The organism is Rhodococcus erythropolis R138 (genome assembly GCF_000696675.2).
Lineage (GTDB): Bacteria > Actinomycetota > Actinomycetes > Mycobacteriales > Mycobacteriaceae > Rhodococcus_F > Rhodococcus_F erythropolis.
Genome location: NZ_CP007255.1, coordinates 2,584,342 through 2,607,180, shown reverse-complemented (window position 1 = coordinate 2,607,180; position 22,839 = coordinate 2,584,342). Strand labels below are relative to the sequence as shown.

Here is a 22,839-nt window from a genome sequence, read left to right as displayed (position 1 = left end):
GAATCACGTAGTGCGCGATATTCGGGAGAACCAGCCGTTGCTGTGATTTGTTCCCGATCACCGAGCTGCGAAAGACCAACTTGGTAAAAATCGATACCGCCGTGCGATCTTCGATCCGGCGATGTATACACCTTTTCTCATCGCGGTGTGCACGCCATATGAGGAGCCTGAGGGATTCCTGAGAATCCTGGTGACTGCGCGCCTTGCAGCGACAATCCGAACCGCCCGATAACCTCATGAGCGTGACCCACGCCGAACAGATACTCCGCCACGTCGAGGACGTAGTTTCCGAGGACGAGATTTTGACCGCGGCGCGAGATCGAGCGCTGGATCTCGGAGCCCATCCGGTGACGCCCGCCGTCGGTGCGACGCTCGCGATGTTCGCGAGGATGCTCGACGCGAAGACGGCCGTCGAGGTGGGTACCGGAGCCGGCGTGAGCAGCCTGTGGCTTCTGCACGGAATGCGCGACGACGGCGTCCTCACCACGATCGACAGTGAACCCGAACACCAGCGGGCGGCCAAGCTGACCTTCCGCGAAAGCGGAATCGCTCCGGCACGCACTCGCCTGATCAACGGACGGGCTCTCGACGTACTTCCCCGGCTCGCAGACGGCGGCTACGACCTGGTGTTCGTCGACTGCGCCGCGATCGACCACCCCCACTACGTCCGCGAAGGTGTCCGCCTGCTGCGCTCCGGCGGTGTCATCGTTCTGCACAACGCCCTGGCCGACGGCCGCGTTGCCGACAGCTCCGCTCGCGACGCGACAACGGTTGCGGTCCGAGAAGCAGCAAAGGCCGTGACCGAGGACGAGCGACTCATTCGAGTCCTCCTCCCCCTCGGCGACGGCCTCCTCTGCGCGAGCAAGCTCTAGATCCAGACGCCCTTACCGATGGCGACGACGCCACCCTGACTGACGGCAAATCGTTCGCGGTCACGTTCGAGATCGACGCCGATGATTTCGCCGTCACCGACCACGACGTTCTTGTCGAGGATCGCGCGCCGCACGACGGCGCCCTTGCCGATGCGCACACCCGGCATCAGCACGCTGCCCTCGACGGTCGCACCGTCCTCGATCATCACGTTGGAACTGAGTACCGAATTGCGCACGGTCGCCGCGGACAGGATCGACCCCGCACCGACCACTGATTCCTGAGCGAGTCCGCCCTTCACGAACTTGGCGGGCGCGAGATTCTCGGTGGCGCCGCGGATGGGCCAGCGACGGTTGTAGAGATTGAAAATCGGGTGCACCGACACGAGGTCCATGTGAGCGTCGTAGAAGGCGTCCAGGGTACCGACGTCACGCCAGTAACCGCGGTCTCGATCGGTAGCGCCGGGAACGACGTTGTCCTTGAAGTCGTAGACCGACGCCTCACCCGCCGCGACCAAGGCGGGAATGATGTCTCCGCCCATGTCGTGGTCGGAATCGGAGTTCTCGGAATCAGCGCGGATGGCGTCCACGAGCACCTTGGTGGTGAACACATAGTTACCCATGGACGCGAACGTGGAATTTGGGTCGTCCGGTGTGCCGGGAGGATGGGCGGGCTTTTCCAGGAACTGCGTGATGCGTCCGGACTCGTCACTGTCGATGCAGCCGAAAGCGAAAGCCTCACTTCGCGGTACACGAATACCCGCGACCGTCACGCCTGCCCCGGATTCGATGTGGTGCTGCACCATCTGTTCCGGATCCATCCGGTACACGTGGTCGGCACCGAAAACCACGATGTACTCGGGGTCCTCGTCGTAAACGAGATTGAGCGACTGCAGGATTGCGTCGGCGCTGCCGGTGTACCAGCGCGGCCCGAGCCGCTGCTGGGCCGGGACCGGAGTGATGTACTCACCCGCGAACCCGGACAATCGCCACGTCTGCGAAATGTGACGGTCGAGTGAATGTGACTTGTATTGCGTCAACACACAAATACGCAGATATCCCGCGTTGACAAGGTTGCTCAACACGAAGTCGATAAGTCGATATGCACCTCCGAAGGGCACTGCGGGCTTCGCTCTGTCCGCGGTCAGCGGATACAAGCGTTTGCCCTCGCCCCCGGCGAGCACGATTCCAAGCACATGCGGCTGGCTTCTCACACCGCTAACCTATCCGCACTGGTGAACTCCCGCTAGCGAAGCAGTCCGAGAGGTCCGATCGTGTCCCCCTCCGAACGGTCGGGGATGACGCGATCGGTAGCCGGATCGACCACGGGCGGTTAGGTTTAGCGCGTGCGAGTCGCAATGATGACCAAGGAATACCCGCCGGAGATCTACGGCGGCGCAGGAGTACACGTAACCGAGCTCGTCGCTCAGATGAAGCGGTTGTGCGAAGTCGACGTGCACTGCATGGGCGCCCCGCGCGAAGGCGCGATCGTCCACTCTCCCGACCCCGCTCTCGCCGGATCCAACCCAGCCTTGACGACGCTCTCCACCGAGCTGCGGATGGCGGACGCCGCGGCCGGTGTCGACATCGTCCACTCCCACACCTGGTACACCGGACTGGCCGGGCATCTCGCGTCGGCTCTCTACGACGTGCCGCACATCCTCACCGCGCACTCACTCGAGCCCAGACGCCCGTGGAAGGCCGAACAGCTAGGCGGCGGCTATCGGATCTCGTCGTGGTCCGAACGCAACGCCGTCGAGCACGCAGACGCGATCATCGCCGTCAGTTCAGGTATGCGACTCGACGTCCTCGACGCGTACCCCGCCGTCGATCCGAGTCGCGTTCACGTAGTGCGCAACGGAATCGACACCGAGGTATGGCATCCCGGGGGATCTGCGCCGGGAGCGCCGTCCGCACTCGCGTCGATCGGCGTCGACCCCGCAAAACCCATCGTGGCCTTTGTCGGACGGATCACGAGGCAGAAGGGCGTCGGGCATCTCGTCGCGGCAGCACACCACTTCGACCCGGAGATTCAGCTCGTGCTGTGCGCCGGCGCTCCCGATACGCCGGAGATCGCCGCCGAAACGGAGAAGGCAGTGGCCGAACTCGCCGGACATCGGGGCAATGTCTACTGGGTACGCGAGATGCTCCCGACCGAGCAGATCAGGGAAATACTCTCGGCAGCAACGGTATTCGTCTGCCCTTCGGTGTACGAGCCCCTCGGAATCGTCAATCTCGAAGCCATGGCGTGTGAGACCGCCGTGGTCGCTTCCGATGTCGGCGGTATCCCCGAGGTGGTCGCCGACGGCGTCACCGGACGACTCGTGCACTACAACGCCTACGAGCCGAACGCATTCGAGGAATCACTCGCTGCCACCGTCAATGCCGTTGTCGCCGACCGAGAAGGCGCCGACGCGATGGGTCGTGCGGGCAGAATCCGTGCTATCGACGAGTTCTCCTGGGCCGAAATCGCCAAGCAGACGCTCGAGGTCTACGCGGACGCCGTCACGAGACGCTGATCCGCGTCAGATCTTGCGATAGGTCGAGACCGTCGCCGACGCAGTGACGGTGCTCGGCTGCGGCAGCTTCGCCACGGCGGCAGCCAGATCGGCGGGCGTCAGGTGCCTCGCCGACGGTCCCATCCCCACCAAGTCGAGGACGTCCTGGTGTGAGAGTGACATCGTGAACTCGACCTCGTCGCTGCTCACGCGCTCGAACAAGCCGGCCATCGACGATTCGAGACGTTCCACCTTGCGATCGTCGACCTTGACCATCTCGAGAATGTCGATCAGCTCGCGCAGATGCCTGTCGGTGGGCGTCAGGACCACCAGAACGCCGTCATCGGCGAGAACTCGATGGGACTGCGGACCGTTGCGTGGAGCGAACACACAGAGCACGTGGGAGAGCACTCCGTCTCGAATCGGAAGTGGTTGCCAGACGTCCGCGACGATCGAGCCGATCCTTTCGTGGATCTTCGCCGCTCGCCGTGCCGCGAACTTGGACACGTCCAAGGCTATTGCCCGAGAATCAGGCAGCGAATCCACGACGTGTGCGAGGTATTGTCCTGTGCCTGCACCGATTTCGACGATCCGCGCAGGATCCGCCCCTGCCGTCGTCGCGCAGGCCCGGGAAACGGCATCCATCAGCGGGCCGAAGTGGCCGGCGCCGAGAAGTCGTGCACGCGCGGCGATCATCTCGGCACTGTCGCCGGTGAACTTCGTGGCACCGCCACTGATCAGGCTCACGTAACCCTGGCGAGCGACGTCGAATCGATGTCCGCGATCGCACTCGGCGGCGCCGTCCACCAATTCCAGCTCTGCGGCGCACTGCGGGCAGGACAGTAGATCGACCACGGCGGCAAGCATTGATCCGTCCTTTCGGCTACCGGCGGTGCGCACACTTCAGGCCCCGTACCGAAACGGATACGGAGCCTGCGTGCAATCACGTGCTGTTGTTCGTACTGCTACAACCTGGACCCGACTAGCTGGTGACGTTCGTGAGTTCCACACCGAGCGCTGCAGCTTCATCCGGGGTCAGCTCGACGACGAGGCGTCCGCCACCCTCGAGTGGAACCCGCATGACGATTCCTCGTCCCTCTTTGGTTGCTTCGAGGGGACCGTCCCCGGTCCGGGGCTTCATGGCCGCCATCCTCTGCTCCCTCCAGATCTGCGCTGCATTGCTCTGCGCCTCGACTAACGGTGCGCCCCGCCAACAATCAGCGAGGCTCGTACCCTCCATTGTTCCCTATGGATGCAGGAACCGGGAATCTGAGTCACATTTAGGGGTGTTCAGTCGACCGTCACACCTGCGCCGGAACCCAGCAATCAGCCACGTGATCGTCGACCATTCCGGTAGCCTGCATGAGCGCATAAGCCGTGGTAGGACCCACAAACTTGAACCCGCGTCGCTTGAGTTCCTTAGCCATGGCAGTCGACTCGGGAGTGACCGCCGGAACCTCTGCAATTGATGTCAGTCGTCTGGTGCGTCGAGGCGGCGAGAACGACCAGAGTAACGAATCGAGGTCCAGATCGGGTGAATTCACGAGCACTCGGGCGTTGGAAATCGTCGCCTCGATCTTCGCGCGATTGCGGACGATCGCGGCATCGGAGAGCAATCTCTCCACATCCGCAACTCCGTACGCTGCGACCTTGTCCGGATCGAACCCGTCGAAGGCTTCGCGGAACGCCTCGCGTTTGCGCAGAATCGTGATCCAAGAAAGCCCCGATTGGAATGCTTCGAGGGCGAGCCGCTCGAACAGTTCGTCGCGCCCGTGCAGCGGACGCCCCCACTCCTCGTCGTGATAGTCGCGGTACAGCGAGTCACCGGGCGTCTCGACCACCCAGCCGCACCGAACCAGTCCGTCTGCCATCAGCCCTGGGAATCCTTCGCTTCGGATTCGGTCTCAGGCGCCTCCTGCGTTGCTTCGGCCTTGGCCGGAGCATCCGCCTTCACCAGAACCTCGGACTTCTCGTCACGGCCCAGTTGCGCACGCAGAGAATCGATTTCCAACCCGAGGCGATGCAGGGCCCAATCCACTTCACTCGCCTTGTATCCACGCAACACCTGCTGAAAACGCAGAGCGTCGACATCCGCCCCGGTGACGTCCTCTGCCGGGAGTACGGTCGCCGTCGTGCCAGGAGGCAGCGGCGGCAGCTCTTCCGAGCGCCCGAACACAGCGCTGGCGGCGAGGAAGATCATCGCGCCGACCAGTGCCATGACAATCAGGTACAGGAGGATCGTCATCATGAACCGATACTCCCATACCCGAGTGTGAGCGGTCAGACCCCCGCGGTGCGCACTATCGAATTCATCGGGGGTCGATCGAGTAGCGAAACCTCAGTGGTCTCGGGCACGAAAGAATCGCCGTCGACCAGGAATTGGGTCAACCCGGCACCCGAATCCTCGATCCCGCACCGCCGGAGCATCGTTCCGATGATCTGCCGGCTCATCACGCCGAGGTCGGCGAGCGGCCGGTTGCGATGCTTGCGCACACCGAGATTGACCTGACCGATCGCCGCCAGCCCCAACGTGTCGTACGTGTCGAGCAGAAGGCCGATCTCGACGCCGTAGCCGGGCGCAAACGGGACAGCGGACAGCAGCTCACGGGTGCCCGCGTATTCACCGCCCAATGGTTGCAGTACCGACGTGAGTTCGGGCCGCAGCGCAGCCAACATGGGCCGCGCAACCAATTCCGTGACTCGTCCGCCGCCGTTGGCGTCCTCCGTGCCGCTCACGCGCAGCGGACGGCGGTAGTAGCCCTTCACCAGATGGATGCCGTCCACCGTGAGCAGCGGCCCCAGCAGTTTGGGCACGAACGCCGGATCGGGATTGATGAGATCGGAGTCGACGAATGCGATCAGATCGCCGGTCGTTGCGGCGACCGAACGCCACAGCACCTCACCCTTGCCCGCGGTCGGCGGGATGGACGGGACTGCGCTCTCACGACTGATCACCGTCGCCCCCGCCGCGCGAGCACGCTCGGCGGTACGGTCGGTCGAACCGGAATCGAGAACGATCAGCTCGTCGACCAAACCACCGAGCAACGGATGAATGGTGTCGACCACCGCAGCAACGGTGTCCTCTTCGTTGAGCGCGGGCAACACCACCGAGACGGTTCGGCCACCCTTCGCCCGTTCGAGTTCGGCGACCGTCCAACTCGGATGGTCCCAACTGTTGGCTTCTGCCCATACGCGGGTCGGGCCCGCACCGGTGATGCTCATGCCAGACCTCGAACCGTACGTACCGGGGCACGGCGTCCTTGGATCGCGGCCACCATGTCGACTACTCGACGGGTGGACGCCACCTCGTGAACACGGAACACCCGGGCGCCGCCAGCCGCGGCCATTGCTGTCGCTGCCAATGTTCCCTCCAACCTCTCGGAAAGCTCCACACCAAGAGTCTCCCCGATGAAGTCCTTATTGCTCAGCGCCATCAGCACTGGCCACCCGGTGTTTACAAGAACGTCCACTTTTCGCAACAACTCGAGCCCGTGGAAGGTGTTCTTACCGAAATCGTGAGTGGGATCGATCAGAATCGCGTCACGCGGCACTCCGAGTGCCAGGGCGCGTTCTGCCGCCGACACGACCTCGGTGACCACATCTGCGACGACGTCGTCGTAGCGGACACGGTGCGGACGGGTGCGCGGAACCGCGCCACCCGTGTGCGAGCAGACGATCCCGGCACCAGTCTCGGCGGCAACCAGGACGAGGTCGGGATCCGCACCCGCCCACGTGTCGTTGATCAGGTCGGCGCCCTCGCCCCGTGCCAAACGCGCGACGCCGCTCCGCCAGGTGTCGACGCTGATGATCAGCTCGGGGTACTTGGCTCTGATCGCGGCGACGAACGGAACGACTCGCCTGACCTCCTCGTCGGCGTCGACGAGGTCACCTGGCCCGGCTTTCACTCCCCCGATGTCCACCAGATCGGCGCCCTCGTCGACGGCCCTGTCGACGGCAGCCATCGCTGACGAATCCGAGAACGTCGCGCCCTGGTCGTAGAAGGAATCGGGAGTGCGGTTGACGATCGCCATCACCAATGCACGGTCGACCGCGACCGGACGCCCACACAGGGTGGGCGCCGGACCTGGCTGCGCGGTAGAACCGGAGAGTGAAGACATGCCACTCATACTGGCATGACGGAACTCGGTCTAGCCCTTGGGTACCGAGCCTGCCGCGACCTTTCCGACGTATTCGTCGTACGAGTCCACATAACCACCCTCGCGGCCTTCGAGAACGTGCAGAGTGTCGGCGCCGACGTCGTAACCCTCGTTGCGCAATTCCACCTTGCGCGACTTGAAAGTGCTGGTGTGTTCGAGTGAGTCGACGATGCGGATGAACAGCGGGACCGCGTAGTTGGGAAGCTTGCCGTAGAGGTGAGCTGCAACTTCGCTTCCCTCGAAGCTCTGCCCGTCCCGCAGCTTGACCGCCGCCATTCCCGCGCGACCGTCGGTGCCCGGGATCTCGACGCCGTAGACAACTGCTTCCTCGACGGCCGGGTGCGAACTCAGCGCGCCCTCGACCTCCGTGGTGGCAACGTTCTCGCCCTTCCAACGGAAGGTGTCGCCGAGACGGTCGACGAAGGCGACGTGGCCCCATCCCTGCTTGCGCACCAGGTCTCCGGTATCGAACCAGGTGTCGTCGTCCTTGAATCCGCCGCGCACCAGCTTGCTGTTGCTCGCGGCTTCGTCGGTGTAACCGTCGAAAGGCGCTCGGTCGGTGACCTTCGACAGCAGGAGCCCGACCTGACCCGTGGACACCTTGCGAAGGCGACCGTCGGCTCCACGCAACGCTTTTCCGGTGTCCTCGTCGAACTCGACGACGGCGTGCGGCAACGGACAGATCCCGGCGGTCTTGTCGACGTTGAGTGCGTTGACGAACGCGATGTTGCATTCGCTCGCACCGTAGAACTCGGCGACGCGGGGAATGCCGAAGCGCTGGGTGAATTCGGCCCAGATCTCCGGGCGCAGACCGTTACCCACCATCAGCCGAACAGCATTGTCGCCGTCGGTCGGCTTGACCGGCTGGTTGAGCAGATAGCGGCAGAGTTCGCCGATGTAGGTGAACGCGGTCGCCTTGTTGAGTGCGATGTCGTCCCAGAACCGCGAGGCGGAGAACTGACGACCGATCGCGATTGTCGCACCGGACGCGAGCACCGAGGACAACGAGACCGTCAACGCGTTGTTGTGGTATAGCGGCAGGCAGCAGTACAGAGTGTCCGAGCCGCGCAAGCGCACGCCCATCAACCCGAGGCCCGACATCGACTTCAGCCAACGGAAGTGAGTCATCAAGCTGGCCTTGGGCATTCCCGTGGTACCCGAGGTGAAGATGTAGAACGCCTTCTCCTTCGCGAGCACCTCGGCGGTGACCGCCGGGTTGGCGGCATCAGCCGTCTTCGCCAGATCCGCGAGTTCACTGACGAGAAGTTGCTTCGGTCCGGCAAACCCAGCCGGCAAGGATTCGAGTGCCTCTTCGCACTCGTCGGCGACCACCAGGACGCGCGCGTCGAGCAGCGTAAGGCTGTGTGCCAGAACGTCGTCGCGCTGGTTGTAGTTCAACATGCCCGCAGCCGCGCCGAGTTTGACGGCGGCCAACGCGATCAGCAGGGCTTCGGGGGTGTTCTTTGCCAGCACTCCGACGACGTCTCCGCGGTCGACTCCTCGTCCGCGGAGGACGTCGGCGTAGCGGTTCACCAGTTCGTTGGCCTCCGCGTAACTGGTCGCGTGGCCCTCGAACCGGATGAACGGGCGCGACGGGTGCGCGTGCGCGGCCTTCTGGAAGATCAACCCGATCGATTCCTTGGCCGAAGGCTTGCGGGTGAGCCCGGCGGCCCCCCGCGCCAGGATCGGCACCTCGGTGATCATCGACGGCAGTTTTGCCGCCAGATCCAGCAGGCCGACGGTCGAACGGGCTTCCGAACTCATGGCTCCCCTAACACGTATCCGGCGCCCATTCGGCCGCCCAGTCTGCGGCCACCTTACTGCACGGTAATAAAGCCCGCCATGCTCCAGGTCAGGGTTTCACGCAGGCGTCTGATCAGGATCTGACGCACGCGTCGAGCGCAGCCTCGACGTCCGTCCGCACCAACAGAGTGTCCAAAGCCTGACGCCCGACGAAGCCGGTCCCGTCGAGCTTGTTCAACCACTCGAGCAGGCCGGTGAAGTGCCCGACGGGGTCGAGCATCACCACTGGTTTCTCGTGCATTCCGAGGTAGCCGGCGGTCCACGTCTCGAACAGCTCTTCCAGCGTCCCGATTCCGCCCGGCAGCGTGATGAACGCGTCGGCGTGATCTTCCATCAGCTTCTTGCGCTCGCGCATGGTGTCCGTGACGATCAGCTCGTCGGCATCGACGTCGGCTACTTCCTTGTGCACCAGGGCCTTCGGAATGACGCCGACGGTCCAGGCGCCCGCCGCGCGGGCCGACTCGGCGACAGCGCCCATCATCGAGACGTTGCCACCGCCCGAGACCAACTGCCATCCGCGTCGACCGATCGCGGTTCCCACTTCTGACGCCAACGCCAGGAACGATTCGTCCACCGGACCGGACGCGCAGTAGACGCAGATCGAGTACTTCTTGTCGGAATCGGTCACCATTCTTCTTCTTTCCCCAGATCTGCGGCCTCGTCGACGCCCTTGTCGGCGTTGAGGACGATTCGTACTGCTTCTTCCACGCTGTCGGTGACGTGCAGCAGATTCACGTCGCCCTCGGAAATCTTGCCGTCACGCTCGAGGGTGCCGCGAATCCAGTCGACGAGTCCGGACCAGTACTCGGTACCGAACAGGACGATCGGGAAGCGCGTGACCTTGTGGGTCTGCACCAGGGTCAGTGCCTCGAACAGCTCGTCGAGTGTTCCGAAGCCACCCGGCAGGCAGATGAATGCCTGGGAGTACTTCACGAACATCGTCTTGCGCGCGAAGAAGTACCGGAAGTTGATTCCGAGATCCACCCACTCGTTGAGACCCTGCTCGAACGGCAGCTCGATGCCGAGACCGATCGAGTATCCGCCGGCCTCGCTGCAACCGCGGTTGGCAGCTTCCATGACTCCCGGTCCACCGCCGGTGATGACGGCGTATCCGGCTTCGGCCAAAGCCGTTCCCAGCTCACGGCCGGATTGGTACTCGGGATGATCGACCGTGGTGCGTGCCGAACCGAACACCGTCACCGCACGCGGGACCTCGGCGAGTGCGCCGAAACCTTCGATGAATTCGCTCTGGATACGCAGCACACGCCACGGATCGGTGTGGACCCAGTCCGTGGGTCCGCGCTTGTCGAGCAAGCGCTGATCGGTCGTGGTCTTCTCGTCCTTGCGCTTGCGTCGAAGCTGAACGGGCCCGCGGTGCTTGATCGACGAGCTCTGCTTCTTCGAAGCCGAATTCTTCTCTGGTGCCATGCGGCAAGGCTAACGGTCAGGCCGACAGATACTTCCTCAGCACGGCCGCGACGTCGGTGATCTGCTGCACCGGAACGTGCTCGTCGCGCTTGTGTGCGAGGTTCGGATCACCCGGTCCGTAGTTCACGGCAGGAATGCCGAGCGCCGAGAACCTGGACACGTCGGTCCACCCGTACTTCGCACGGAACTGACCACCGGCCGCCTCGATCAGGGCGGCAGCGGACGGGTTCGCCAAGCCAGGCAGCGCGCCGGGCGAGGAGTCGGTGACCTCGAATCCGAGGCCCAGGCCGTCGAACACTTCGCGCACGTGCGACTCGGCTTGCGCCTCGCTGCGATCGGGCGCGAATCGGAAGTTGACGTCCATCTCGGCTTCGTCCGGGACGACGTTTCCGGCGACACCGCCAGAAATCCGCACCGCCGACAAACCTTCGCGGTAGCCGCAACCGTCGATGTCGACCGAGCGCGGCTGGTAACGCGACAACCGCTCCAACGCACCGCCGAACTTGTGAATGGCGTTGTCCCCCAGCCAGGACCTGGCCGAATGTGCGCGAGTTCCCGAAGCTGTCAACCGAACCCGCATCGTGCCCTGGCATCCGGCCTCGATGAAACCGGCCGTCGGCTCACCGAGAATTGCGACGTCGGCCGCGAGCCATTCCGGGATCTCGCGTTCGATCCGTCCCAGGCCGTTGAAGGTTGCGGCGATCTCTTCGCAGTCGTAGAAAACCAGGGTCAGATCGTGGGCCAGGTTCTCGATGGTTGCCGCCAGGTGCAGAAAGACCGCGTCGCCCGACTTCATGTCCACGGTCCCGCAGCCGTGCAGGATGTCGCCGTCACGCCGCGAAGGAACATTGTCCGCGATGGGCACCGTATCCAGATGTCCGGCAAGCATGACGCGACTGGGCAACCCACGCGAGGTCCGCGCCAACACGGCGTTGCCGTTGCGGATGATCTCGAAGCCCGAAGTCTGCTCACGCAGCGCATCCTCGACGGCCTGCGCGATGACGGATTCGTCGTGCGAGACGCTGGGGATGTCGACCAGGGCGGCCGTCAAGTCGATGGGGTCCGAAGCAAGATCGAGGATGCTCACACGCACCAGCCTAGGCCGGTGCACCCACCACCCAGTAATCTCTAGTCCCGTGAGCGCACAGGGAGCAACAGCAGTAGGTATCGCCAACGTGACCGCGGACGGAACCGTCCTCGACACCTGGTTCCCGGCACCGGAGCTGGGAACATTCGACAAGACCGGTACCGAGAACGTCGAGGGAACAGACATTCCTTCCGATCTTGCACTGCTGGCAGGCACTGACGACGCTCGCGAGGTCTCGCAGGTCGTCGTCCGCACCACCATCGCCGATCTCTCCAAGGCGCCGGTCGACGCACACGACGTCTACCTGCGCCTCCACCTCCTCTCGCACCGTCTCGTCGCACCCCACGGCGTCAACCTCGACGGCCAGTTCGGCCTGCTCAGCAACGTCGTGTGGACCAACTTCGGCCCGTGCGCCGTCGAAGGCTTCGAGCAAGTTCGCTCACGTCTGCGCATCCGCGGCGTCGTGACCGTGTTCAGCGTCGACAAGTTCCCCCGCATGGTCGACTACGTCGTGCCGTCCGGAGTGCGTATCGGTGACGCGGACCGTGTCCGACTCGGTGCGCACCTCGCCAGCGGAACGACCGTCATGCACGAAGGCTTCGTCAACTTCAACGCCGGCACCCTCGGTAACTCGATGGTCGAAGGCCGCATCTCCGCGGGCGTCGTCGTCGACGACGGATCCGATGTTGGCGGCGGCGCCTCGATCATGGGCACCCTCTCCGGCGGCGGCAAGGAAACCATCTCCCTCGGCAAGCGCTGCCTCCTCGGCGCAAACGCCGGCCTCGGCATTTCACTCGGCGACGACTGCGTCCTCGAAGCGGGCCTCTATGTCACCGCGGGCACCAAGGTCACCGGCCCGGACGGAACCGTCGTCAAGGCCAAGGAACTCAGCGGCAAGTCGAACCTTCTCTTCCGTCGTAACTCGGTCTCGGGTGCCGTCGAGGTCGTGCCGTGGAAGGGCACCGGCGTCGAACTGAACGCTGCTTTGCACGCCAACGACTGATGACTGACACCGACGTCTCGGACGGAACAACCACTGCTCTCGGCCACGGTCTCAAGGTCCGCCATCTGACGATGATGGGCCTGGGCTCGGCCATCGGCGCCGGCCTGTTCCTCGGAACCGGCGTCGGTATCGCCAAGGCCGGCCCGGCCGTCCTGATCTCCTACATCCTTGCGGGCGCCGTCGTGGTGTTCGTGATGCGCATGCTCGGTGAGATGGGAGCTGCGATCCCGGCGAGCGGTTCCTTCTCTCACTACGCGCGCCTGGGGATCGGCGAGTGGGCCGGCTTCGTGATGGGCTGGCTCTACTGGTTCATGCTGATCATGGTGCTGGGCGCCGAGATCACCGGAGCCTCGGCGATCGTGAACGACTGGGTGCCGTCGATCCCGCAATGGGTTGTCGCCCTGGTCTTCGTGGTGTTCTTCGCCGTGGTGAACCTGGCGAAGGTCAGCAACTTCGGTGAGTTCGAGTTCTGGTTCGCCGCAATCAAAGTCACCGTCATCATCGCCTTCCTCGTCATCGGCGTCTTGCTGGTGTTCGGCATCCTCCCCGATACCGATCCGGTCGGTACGAGCAATCTGTTCGGGCAGGGCGGCTTCATGCCCAATGGGTTGTCCGGCATTGCCGCAGGACTGCTCGTCGTGGCGTTCGCCTTCGGTGGGATCGAGATCGTCACCATCGCCGCAGCCGAATCCGAGAATCCGGAACGCTCCATCGCCGTCGCTGTCCGCTCCGTGGTGTGGCGCATCAGCGTCTTCTACATCGGTGCCATCTCCATCATGGTTCTGGTGCTGCCCTGGAACGACCCCGAACTCGAGAGCGGCCCGTTTGTGGCCGTCTTGAACAAGGCGAACATTCCGGGTGTTGCCGGGTTCATGGAACTCGTCGTAGTGGTGGCGTTGCTTTCCGCCTTCAACGCCAACATCTACGGCACCTCCCGGATGGCGTTCTCACTTTCGCGCCGCGGCGACGGACCCGCTTTCATGGCGAAACTGTCGAGCACCGGAGTTCCGACCAATGCCGTTCTGCTGTCGGTGTTCTTCGGCTTCGTCAGCGTCCTGCTCAACTGGCTGCTCCCCGACGACCTACTCGGCATCCTGCTCAACGCAGTCGGCGCCGCGCTGCTCGTCATCTGGATCTTCATCGTCGTCTCGCATCTGCGACTGCGTAAACAACTCGAAGCGTCGGGCAAGCTGACAGTTCGTATGTGGCTGTTCCCGTATCTGAGCTACGCGACTCTCGCGATGCTTGGCGTCTTCGTCGTCCTCATGCTCTTCGACGCCGATGCCCGTGCACAGTTGATCTCGACCACCGTGTTGTTCCTGGTGATCGCGGCATTGGGTTTCCTGAACGCCCGCTGGCGTAAGCAGAATCAGCCCGCCTGATCCGTGTGCCTATGCATCCCGCCTGTTCACGACGACGATGCTGAGGCCGAATACGACGAGCACGAAGAGGGCGAAGTAGACCAGGCTGCCCCAGGGTCCCCAGTGGAAGTCGACGCTACCGCCGGAACCGAGAAAGTTGTTGGCGTTCATGAACGGCAGGAACGGCATGATCTTCTCGCCGATACTTCCGAACAGGTTGAAAAGATTCTCGATCAGCAAGGGCCACAACAGCAGTAATGCGATCGCACCTGCAGACTGCCGGAGCAACGCGCCCACTCCTACGGCTAGAACTACGCAGAAGAACGCGTAGATCGGTGTTCCGTAGACGACCCGCCAGTTATCGTCGCCAGACAGAGTCAGGAATCTTCCGGCGTCACCTGATGTGGCCTTCGTGAGAGCGAAAGCGCCGAATGACAATACGAGAGTCAGTACCGCTCCGAAACCACCTATGAGGCCCGCTTTGGCGATGAGCACCGAAGCGCGGTTCGGAACTGCCTGGAAGGTGGTGCGGATGGTCCCGAAGCGATATTCGCTGGTGATCGCGAGAGCCGCCATGATCATCAGAACCAACACACCGAAGCCGGTCACTCCACTGAGTGCCCCCGACACTGTCGGCATCATTGCACCGTTGGGGCTGCTGAGCGACGACTTGGCGCTGAGTCCGAAAGCTGTGGCGAGTCCCAGCCCGAGCACGATGATGATGATCGTGCACCAGAGCGGCGACTTGGTCGTGGTGATCTTGATACGTTCAGCACTGAGAACAGCCATTACAGTGCACCTCCCATAGCCTGCTGTGTGTATGCGTTCTGAGTTTCGGGGACTGCTTCGATACCGGATGCGTGGTACTGGACATCGTCTCCGGTCAACTTCATGAACGCATCCTCGAGCGAACCCTGCACAGACGCCAACTCGTGCAACACGATTCCCTGCGAACCAGCCAAACCGCCGATCACGTCAGTCGTCGAATCCACGACCACCAACGCCGGCTCCGAGCCCGTGTGCTCCTCGCGGACAGTCAGTCCGTGGGCAGTTAATGCGGCATGGAGAGCGTCCAATTGTGGGCTGCGCACGCGCACCGTCGACTCCGACGAGCGATCCACGAACTCCGCGACCGTCGAATCCGAGATCAACCGACCCCGGCCGATCACCACCAACTGCTCCGCCGTCAACGCCATCTCCGAGAGAAGGTGACTCGACACCAACACCGTGCGGCCCTCGGCCGCCAACCGCTGCATGAACTTACGAATCCAGACGATGCCCTCCGGATCGAGACCGTTGACCGGCTCGTCGAGCAACAACACCTTCGGATCACCCAACAACGCACCCGCCAACCCGAGACGCTGCGACATACCGAGCGAGAACCCGCCGGCCTTCTTGCCCGCTACCTCGGACAATCCGACCAACCCGAGCACCTCGTCGACGCGGGACTTCGGGATCCCGTTCGAAGCAGCCATCCACTGCAGATGCGCCCGCGCACTGCGATTGGGGTGCACCCACTTCGCATCCAACAACGCGCCGACAGTCCGCAGCGGCGTCTTCAACTCCCGGTACGGCTTGCCGTCGATCAACGCCGCACCCGACGTCGGCTGATCCAAACCCAGGATCATCCGCATCGTCGTCGACTTACCCGCACCGTTCGGGCCCAGGAAGCCCGTCACGATGCCCGGCTTGACCGTGAACGACAAATCGTCCACCGCTTTCGTCGGTCCGTAAACCTTGGTCAATCCCCTCAACTCGATCATGAGGACCAGTCAACCATGAAAAACCGAACTGTCGGAACTTTCGGACGCCAACGCAGAAAGCCGTTGCGTGCGTTCACTGTCGGCGCTAGTATCGAATGTATGTTCGACACTACCGGGGGGGTAAAAGTGACGACGCAAGTATCTGAACAGGCGCTATCCGAAGAAACGATCGGACAATTCCGAGCGTCACTCGTCAGCATGGATCGTTCCATCGACAACGCAGCTCGCGTGGACCTACTACGCGCACTGGAAGAGCTGAAGGCCAGTTGCGCTGGGGCCCAGGCTTTGCTGGCTGCCGATCTCGACACGGTAACCCGCAAGGACCGCGGCGAACGGGGAGTTCTGCGCTCGTACCAGGGCCGTGGAATCAACGCGCAGATTGCCCTCGCACGGCGAGAGTCGGCATGGTTCGGAACTCAGCATCTCAACCTGGCCCGCGCACTGAACGACGAGATGCCGCACACACTTCGACTACTCGTCCGTGGCTCCATCAGTGAGCATCAAGCGACAATTCTCATGCGTGAAACTGCGTGTCTCACAGTCCAGGATCGCGCTGCATTGGATCGCGAGTTCTGCTGCGACGCTGCAATCTTGGACGGATGTGGCACCCACCAACTGACAGAAAGAATCCGCGCACGCACTGCGGAAATAGACGCCGACAGTGTTGCCAGACGAGCACGCAAAGCCGTAAGAGACAGACGTGTGACGTCACGGCCTGCGCCCGACACGATGTGCTGGCTCAATGTGTTACTTCCCGCTGCCGCGGGTACCGCCGTATATGCCACGCTCGGCCGCGATGCAGATTCCGTACTTGCCGGCGGGGACAAGCGCACGCGAGCTCAAATCATGGCTGATCTCCTGGTGGAGCGGGTCACCGGAATCGGCCGCGCCACACCGACACCCGTCACCGTAAATCTGGTTGTCTCCGACCAGTCGCTACTCGGCGACGGTACCGATCCTGCCCACGTCCACGGGTACGGACCTGTTCCAGCAGCCATCGCACGTGAATGGATCACCTTGTCCGGCGAGGACTCCGAAACCATGACAACGGTTCGAAAGCTCTACGCACGCCCCGATACGGGAGCACTGACCGCAATGGAATCCACCGCGAGAACCTTCCCGAAGGGGTTGGCACGATTGATCGAACTCCGGGATCGAAGCTGCCGCACTCCGTGGTGCGACGCGCCGGTTCGCCACCGCGACCACATTCGCGATCACTCGAGGGGTGGCCTCACCAGCGCAGCCAACGGTGCCGGGCTGTGCGCGGCATGCAACTACGCGAAACAGGGCTCGGACTGGTCGGCCGAACCTGTACCAGGTACCCGGCACACCTTCACCACGACGACGCCTACCGGGCACCGATATTCGTCTGAGGCTCCGCCACTTCCGACGCCCTGGGCCGGTCCCGACGCGGCCTGAGGTCCTCGGCGTGGCTCACGATCCTCGGTGAGCCAGTGCGTTCACAAACACCTCGGAAATCTCCGAGGGGTCTCGAGCGATGTACGTCGAACCGCCCGTCACGCGGGAGATATCGGCGAGTGCCGCCGCATCGGCGTCATCGGTGATGCCGATGGTGACGATGATGACCGGACGCGCCGGATCCTGCTCGCGTGCAAGAACATCGAGCAGCTGTTCACGGCTGATGCTGTCGGGATCTTCGTTGGCACCGTCGGTCAAGATGATGACGCTGTTGACCGCTCGCGGATCGTACGATTCCTGCACCTTACGGAAGGCGGCCAGAGTCGTGTCATACAAACCGGTGGCGCCACGCTTGAGTTCGGTGAGACGGTTCGCCTGATCAGCCATCAACTTTCGCTGAGTCATGCCGTCGACGATGGTGTCGTAGCGCCTGATCGGCACTAATTCCTGAAAGTCCTGGGTTCCGTTCATACCTTGGGAGAACGCCCAGAGACCGGCAGCGACACTGTCCGGGAAGACCTGATTGCCGGCGAGAGCGGCAGCAGTGGTCAACTGCATGCGCGTCTTGCCGCCTGCTGCCGGGTAGTCCATCGACGCAGACACGTCGATCGCAACGAGTGTCCGGATCGGCTTGGCCATCAGAGCCCAAGCGCCCAGCGTTTGATCGGCCACCGACTGTTCGGAGACCGTCAAGGCCGTCACGTCACCAACTCCACCTTCGACAGCTCCACCGCCGGAAGTACGGAAACCGCTGCGTGTCAGCACTTCCTGAGCAGATTCACTGTGCAACAGGTCGGCGATGGCGTCACTCTTCTTCGCTGCCGCGTAGTGCCGATCCGGCGCCGAGGCACTGACCACCAGGGGGTAATCCATGATCATGGTTCCAGTCGCCGGTACTGTCGCGGAAATCTTCGACTCGGATTTCGTGAACTCGACTACCTGCTGCTCGGTCGAAACACCGACCTTGCCGGAGCTGACCAATTCGGTGAGCATCTTCTGCCCTACCGGCTGATCTTCGGTACGAACGCTCTCTGCTTGGGCATGGGGTACGAGTGCCGCTCGAACCGATTCGGAGGTGGCCCCGGTCTCCGCGAGGGCTCCAAGAATGGGCGCCGACGCAACCCCGGTGAACAACGGATTGCCCAGCGCGAGATCGGGAACCTGAAGCGCCGTGAGCCAACTGGCAAACTGCTCGCCACCGCCGGACGCGAGGACGACAGGCGAGGTGGCGATCGAACCACCGGCGGCAGCGACCGGCCCCTTGGCCGTCAGTGCAGCTTTGCCGACCCACGCTGTCGAATCCGGTATCCACATGTCCGGTGCGTCCACGCCCTTGCCCAGGGTTCCCGCTACGTCGCCTGGCAACGCAGAGGTGACCGTGATCCGCGAACAGCCTGTCTGCTCCGGCGACGATTCTGCGAGGATCTCCGTGACTGCAGGCGCGATCGCAGGATCTGCTGCCAGCGAGTACTCGTCGACGCTCTCGCAGGAATCGGACTGTGTTGCCTTGAAGACCACCACCCCGGTAGCGACTACCGCGACGGCAACCAACCCACCCACTGCGTAGAACCCGATCGATCGCCCGCTGTCAGGACTCGAATGCCGTCCGCCCGCCATGAAATCTGCCCTTCCGAGGCCACTCGCACTAGGACATACCGACGGCATGTGTGCGACTGGAGCTATCCCTACCGGGCGGTAGTGTAGCCAAGAACACAGAAATTCCAACTAGCGCTGAATCGCCGGAGAACCGACGAGCCCATATTCCGGGACAGCCCGACCGAAGTCGCGAACCTTCAAGCGTCGCAGCGACTTTTCAGCAAACCGCTCTTCTCAGAAGAGCTCGCGCTTCTGGACCTTGCCCATCGCGTTACGCGGCAGAGTCTCGGCGAAGCGAACCTCACGGGGACGCTTGTGCGCCGACAACTCAGCCCCGACCAACTCGACCAATTCAGCTTCGGTGACCTCGGGGCTCCCGGGCTTACGGACTACGACGGCGATGATCCGCTGACCCAGATCGGCGTCGGGGACACCGATCACCGCAACTTCGGACACCGAAGGGTGCCCGAGGATGGCGGTCTCGATCTCGCCGGCGCCGACTCTGAATCCACCGGTTTTGATCAAGTCGATGGATTCGCGGCCGACGATTCGGTGGAACCCACCCTCGTCGATGACGGCGACATCACCGGTCTTGAAGTAGCCGTCCTCCGTCCAGGACTCGGCGGTTGCGTCTGGACGGTTCAAGTAGCCGTCGAAAAGCATCGGCCCACGTACCTGTAGACCGCCGATACTCTCGCCGTCGTGTGGCACGTCGTTGCCCTTCTCGTCACGAAGACGAGTCTCGACTCCGCGCAGCGGCACGCCGACCCACCCTGGGCGTCGCTCGCCGTCGAAACGTGTGCTCAGAGTCAGCATCGTCTCACTCATGCCGTATCGCTCGATGGGCGTCAATCCTGTTCGGTCCCGTAGCTTTTCGAAGACAGGCACAGGAAGCGGCGCACTACCGGAAACCAGAAGTCGGGCACCGGACAACGCGCGGGCAGCTTCTTCGTCCTCGGCGATACGCGACCAGACGGTGGGAACACCGAAGTAGAGGGAGCCTTTCGCCCGGGCGTAATTTTCCGGCGTCGGCTTGACGGTGTGGATCACCCGGCTGCCGATCCGGAGGGGGCCGAGGATTCCGAGGATCAGTCCGTGCACGTGGAAGAGCGGAAGCCCGTGCACGAGCGTGTCTCGCCACGTCCAGTCCCAGGCCTCGGCGAGCGCGTCGATCCCGGCTGCGATGGCCGAGCGACTGAGCAGAACGCCCTTCGGTGGGCCAGTGGTACCGGACGTGTACAGGACGAATGCTGTGGACTGCGGTGCCGGTTCGGGATAGCTGTGCCACGAGCGAGCGTGCAACCGGACGGGAACTACCGGCAGAGTGTCGCAGTGGTCGTCCGTTTCACCGAGCCACGCCTGAGCACCCGAGTCACGCAGAATGTGCTCCCGCTCAGCCTTCCCCGAGTCCGGCGGTACCGGCACAACGGTGACACCGGCAATCAATGCCCCGACGACGGCGAGAATCGTTTTTGCTGTGGGAGTTGCCAATACAGCAACCCGATCGGCCTGCGCCACTCGTTCCGCGACCGAGGTCGCGGCACCAAGAATGGCACTCCGCGAGAGAACCGTGTCACCGATCGTCACGGCGTCGTCGAGGTCGTCACCGCGGGCGACAGCAAGGGGGTTCAGTGATCTCAGCAGCACCACGACAGCATCTCACAGGGCCGATGGTCGCAAACTTTCTCCTGCCCGACGCGCGTCTATCGAGTGCGGAGGGAACAGCGTCACCAGCGCCGCCCCCAAGAGCGCCCCGGAAAGAACGGCGAATCCGTGCGCATCGTCGACCGTCACCAGGGTTGCGCCGCCGACGACAATCACGGCCGTCAGAACAATCTCAGGCATTCGCGGGCGCACCAGAACACCGATCCCCGCGGCCGCCGCTGCCAGAGCAAGTGTGGCACCGGAGTTACCTGCGCCGGTCGACGGAAAGACTGCGGTGGTGAGCAAACCGAACAACAGTTGACCGAGCAGGAAGAGAGCCCAGCCGCGTGCGGCGCCCCAGAGCCGAAACGCAGGCGGTGCAACCACGGCCAGCGTCACGAGATTGGTGACGGTTCCTGCGACCCCTCCGTCCTGGACGAGCACGGAGGTCAGAATGCGCCACCATTGACCGTCGCGAATCAGTGCGGGATCACGACGAAACATCTCGAGTAGTCCTGGTATCAGCGCCTGCAGGATGGACGGCACTGCAACCATCAGCCAGAGGAGAGCTGCCGAGCGTGGGAATTCTCCGAAAACTCGACGACTTTTCAACCACACGAGCATCAGTGCAACCGAGGCGACAACGACAGCAAAAATCAGTACCGCGTCCAAGCCGCCGGTCCCTGAGGTGGTCACAGCGCGACCTTACATCGGACCGATACCGACATCAGGGAACCTGACACCTGGGAAAGCACACGGTTCAGGCGGAGAGGCGCTTTGCTGCCGCGGCGATTCGTTCGTCTGTTGCAGTGAGCGCGATCCGCACGTGCTTGCTCCCGCTCGGTCCGTAGAACTCACCGGGGGCAACGAGGATCCCACGATCGGCGAACCAACTGACCGTCGCTCGACATTCCTCGCCGCGCGTCGCCCAGAGGTATAGACCCGCCTCGGAATTGTCGACGGTGAATCCGGCGCCTCGAACAGCTTCGATCAACACGCTGCGACGCTCGCGGTACCGCTCGCGCTGGATGTTCTCGTGTTGGTCGTCGCCCAAAGCTGCGGTCATCGCCGCCTGGATCGGCAGCGGCAGGATCATGCCCGCGTGCTTACGCACCTCGAGCAGTTCCGACACCAAAGCCGGATCACCGGTGACGAACCCCGCGCGATAGCTCGCGAGATTGGACGTCTTCGAAAGCGAGTGGACCGCAAGCAAACCGGTCAGATCGCCGTCGTTGACCCGGGGATCGAGAATGGAGAGCGCATCCGCTTCCCACGTCAATCCGAGGTAGCACTCGTCGGAGACGACGATCGCGCCGCGCTCGCGCGCCCAGGCCACGACCTTCTGCAAGTGCTCGAGGCCGAGCACTTTGCCGGTGGGGTTCGACGGCGAGTTCACGAAGATCATCGCCGCCGACTCGGGACCGAGCTTGTTCAAGCCGTCGGCGCGCAGGACGCGAGCGCCTGCCAGCTTCGCCGCGACCTCGTACGTCGGGTATGCCAACTCCGGAATGACCACGAGATCGTCGGCTCCGAGACCGAGCAATGTCGGCAGCCACGCGATCATTTCCTTCGTGCCGATCGCCGGCAGGACCGCTGTCGGATCGACGTCGGGAATGTTGTAACGGCGATCGAGTGACTCCGCTACGGCCTCGCGAAGTGCGAGCGTGCCGTGCGTCGTCGGATATCCGGGTATCTCGGCAACAGAGGACAAAGCCTCCTGTATCACCGGATCAACGGGATCAACCGGCGTTCCCACGGACAGGTTCACGATGCCGTCGGGATGAGAGTGCGCCTTCGCCGTGACGTCGGCGAGCGAATCCCACGGAAAATCAGGAAGCCCAGCGGCCACCGGAGTACGAGACAAGATCTCTATTCCTCACCCATGGGAGGCAGCGCCTTGATGAACGGCGTGTCGTAGTCGACCTTGCCGAGCTTGGCCGCTCCACCCGGCGAACCGAGATCGTCGAAGAAATCGACGTTGGTGCTGATGTACGCGTTCCACTGGTCCGGGACGTCGTCTTCGTAGAAGATGGCTTCGACGGGACAGACAGGCTCACACGCGCCGCAGTCGACACACTCGTCGGGGTGGATGTAAAGCATGCGTCCACCCTCGTAGATGCAGTCGACAGGGCATTCTTCGATGCACGCCTTGTCCATCACATCTACACACGGTTCAGCAATCGTGTAGGTCACTGCCGATCTCCCTGCCTT

At 63.2% G+C, this 22,839-nt stretch carries 23 protein-coding genes; 5 read left to right on the top strand and 18 right to left on the bottom strand.

The annotated features are described in order from the left end of the window. Positions 1-236: 236 nt before the first annotated feature. Positions 237-872: an O-methyltransferase gene (locus H351_RS12295; protein ID WP_007736091.1), complete on the top strand. Its 636-nt coding sequence runs from the start codon at positions 237-239 to the stop codon at positions 870-872. On the opposite strand, the gene glgC is transcribed toward H351_RS12295, so the two are convergent. Next, positions 869-2,083, bottom strand: a complete 1,215-nt coding sequence (gene glgC, locus H351_RS12290; protein WP_003945185.1) for a glucose-1-phosphate adenylyltransferase — start codon at positions 2,081-2,083, stop codon at positions 869-871. The two genes, H351_RS12295 and glgC, sit on opposite strands and share 4 nt — an antisense overlap. Positions 2,084-2,215: 132 nt before the next feature. Between glgC and glgA the strand changes: the two genes are divergently transcribed. Beyond that, positions 2,216-3,388, top strand: coding sequence for a glycogen synthase (glgA, locus tag H351_RS12285; protein ID WP_019749359.1), 1,173 nt, complete (start codon positions 2,216-2,218; stop codon positions 3,386-3,388). A gap of 6 nt (positions 3,389-3,394) precedes the next feature. On the opposite strand, the gene H351_RS12280 is transcribed toward glgA, so the two are convergent. The 10 genes from H351_RS12280 to dapE all read right to left on the bottom strand — a co-directional run bounded on the left by H351_RS12280 (position 3,395) and on the right by dapE (position 11,842). Continuing rightward, the gene (locus H351_RS12280; RefSeq protein WP_020970207.1) at positions 3,395-4,234 is read right to left on the bottom strand and encodes a putative RNA methyltransferase; all 840 of its coding nucleotides are present in this window, start codon (positions 4,232-4,234) and stop codon (positions 3,395-3,397) included. Positions 4,235-4,349: 115 nt separating this feature from the next. Continuing rightward, positions 4,350-4,517, bottom strand: a complete 168-nt coding sequence (locus tag H351_RS31385) for a DUF3117 domain-containing protein (RefSeq protein WP_003945169.1) — start codon at positions 4,515-4,517, stop codon at positions 4,350-4,352. A 151-nt stretch (positions 4,518-4,668) separates the two neighbouring features. Continuing rightward, the gene (locus H351_RS12275) at positions 4,669-5,238 is read right to left on the bottom strand and encodes a DNA-3-methyladenine glycosylase I (RefSeq protein WP_019749361.1); all 570 of its coding nucleotides are present in this window, start codon (positions 5,236-5,238) and stop codon (positions 4,669-4,671) included. Then, positions 5,238-5,615 carry a DivIVA domain-containing protein gene (locus H351_RS12270; RefSeq protein WP_019749362.1) on the bottom strand — a complete coding sequence of 126 codons (378 nt, stop codon included), beginning with the start codon at positions 5,613-5,615 and terminating at the stop codon, positions 5,238-5,240. The genes H351_RS12275 and H351_RS12270 overlap by 1 nt, the downstream gene beginning before the upstream one ends. Positions 5,616-5,647: 32 nt before the next feature. Then, the gene (locus tag H351_RS12265; protein ID WP_019749363.1) at positions 5,648-6,589 is read right to left on the bottom strand and encodes a glucosyl-3-phosphoglycerate synthase; all 942 of its coding nucleotides are present in this window, start codon (positions 6,587-6,589) and stop codon (positions 5,648-5,650) included. Then, complete coding sequence (gene folP / locus H351_RS12260; protein ID WP_037119658.1) at positions 6,586-7,485, bottom strand: dihydropteroate synthase; 900 nt, start codon at positions 7,483-7,485, stop codon at positions 6,586-6,588. The genes H351_RS12265 and folP overlap by 4 nt, the downstream gene beginning before the upstream one ends. Positions 7,486-7,515: 30 nt before the next feature. Continuing rightward, entirely contained in the window at positions 7,516-9,288 is a 1,773-nt protein-coding gene (locus H351_RS12255; protein WP_029255813.1) for a long-chain-acyl-CoA synthetase, read from the bottom strand. A 112-nt stretch (positions 9,289-9,400) separates the two neighbouring features. Continuing rightward, a complete protein-coding gene (locus tag H351_RS12250; protein ID WP_019749366.1) occupies positions 9,401-9,958 on the bottom strand; it encodes an LOG family protein in 558 nt (185 codons plus the stop codon). Then, the gene (locus tag H351_RS12245) at positions 9,952-10,755 is read right to left on the bottom strand and encodes an LOG family protein (protein WP_003945176.1); all 804 of its coding nucleotides are present in this window, start codon (positions 10,753-10,755) and stop codon (positions 9,952-9,954) included. The genes H351_RS12250 and H351_RS12245 overlap by 7 nt, the downstream gene beginning before the upstream one ends. 16 nt (positions 10,756-10,771) lie before the next feature. Further along, positions 10,772-11,842, bottom strand: a complete 1,071-nt coding sequence (gene dapE / locus H351_RS12240; protein ID WP_029255814.1) for a succinyl-diaminopimelate desuccinylase — start codon at positions 11,840-11,842, stop codon at positions 10,772-10,774. Between the two features lie 49 nt (positions 11,843-11,891). Between dapE and dapD the strand changes: the two genes are divergently transcribed. After that, positions 11,892-12,845, top strand: a complete 954-nt coding sequence (gene dapD / locus H351_RS12235; protein WP_019749368.1) for a 2,3,4,5-tetrahydropyridine-2,6-dicarboxylate N-succinyltransferase — start codon at positions 11,892-11,894, stop codon at positions 12,843-12,845. After that, complete coding sequence (locus H351_RS12230; protein ID WP_020908472.1) at positions 12,845-14,227, top strand: amino acid permease; 1,383 nt, start codon at positions 12,845-12,847, stop codon at positions 14,225-14,227. The genes dapD and H351_RS12230 overlap by 1 nt, the downstream gene beginning before the upstream one ends. 9 nt (positions 14,228-14,236) lie before the next feature. On the opposite strand, the gene H351_RS12225 is transcribed toward H351_RS12230, so the two are convergent. After that, positions 14,237-14,995, bottom strand: a complete 759-nt coding sequence (locus tag H351_RS12225; RefSeq protein ID WP_029255815.1) for an ABC transporter permease — start codon at positions 14,993-14,995, stop codon at positions 14,237-14,239. Continuing rightward, positions 14,995-15,969 (bottom strand): ABC transporter ATP-binding protein, encoded by a 975-nt coding sequence (locus H351_RS12220; protein ID WP_029255816.1) that lies wholly within the window; start codon positions 15,967-15,969, stop codon positions 14,995-14,997. The genes H351_RS12225 and H351_RS12220 overlap by 1 nt, the downstream gene beginning before the upstream one ends. 198 nt (positions 15,970-16,167) lie before the next feature. On the opposite strand from H351_RS12220, the gene H351_RS12215 reads away from it, so the two are divergent. Further along, entirely contained in the window at positions 16,168-17,388 is a 1,221-nt protein-coding gene (locus H351_RS12215; protein WP_244891482.1) for an HNH endonuclease, read from the top strand. Between the two features lie 15 nt (positions 17,389-17,403). Here H351_RS12215 and H351_RS12210 read toward each other — a convergent pair whose 3' ends face one another. From H351_RS12210 to fdxA, 5 genes are all read right to left on the bottom strand, one after another. Next, entirely contained in the window at positions 17,404-19,005 is a 1,602-nt protein-coding gene (locus H351_RS12210) for a substrate-binding and VWA domain-containing protein (protein WP_029255818.1), read from the bottom strand. Positions 19,006-19,218: 213 nt separating this feature from the next. Next, positions 19,219-20,631 (bottom strand): acyl-CoA synthetase, encoded by a 1,413-nt coding sequence (locus H351_RS12205; RefSeq protein ID WP_029255819.1) that lies wholly within the window; start codon positions 20,629-20,631, stop codon positions 19,219-19,221. 12 nt (positions 20,632-20,643) lie between these two features. Further along, the gene (locus H351_RS12200) at positions 20,644-21,324 is read right to left on the bottom strand and encodes a rhomboid family intramembrane serine protease (RefSeq protein ID WP_029255820.1); all 681 of its coding nucleotides are present in this window, start codon (positions 21,322-21,324) and stop codon (positions 20,644-20,646) included. Positions 21,325-21,388: 64 nt separating this feature from the next. Beyond that, a complete protein-coding gene (gene dapC / locus H351_RS12195) occupies positions 21,389-22,492 on the bottom strand; it encodes a succinyldiaminopimelate transaminase (RefSeq protein WP_029255821.1) in 1,104 nt (367 codons plus the stop codon). 5 nt (positions 22,493-22,497) lie between these two features. Continuing rightward, entirely contained in the window at positions 22,498-22,821 is a 324-nt protein-coding gene (gene fdxA, locus H351_RS12190) for a ferredoxin (RefSeq protein ID WP_003945248.1), read from the bottom strand. Positions 22,822-22,839: the final 18 nt, after the last annotated feature.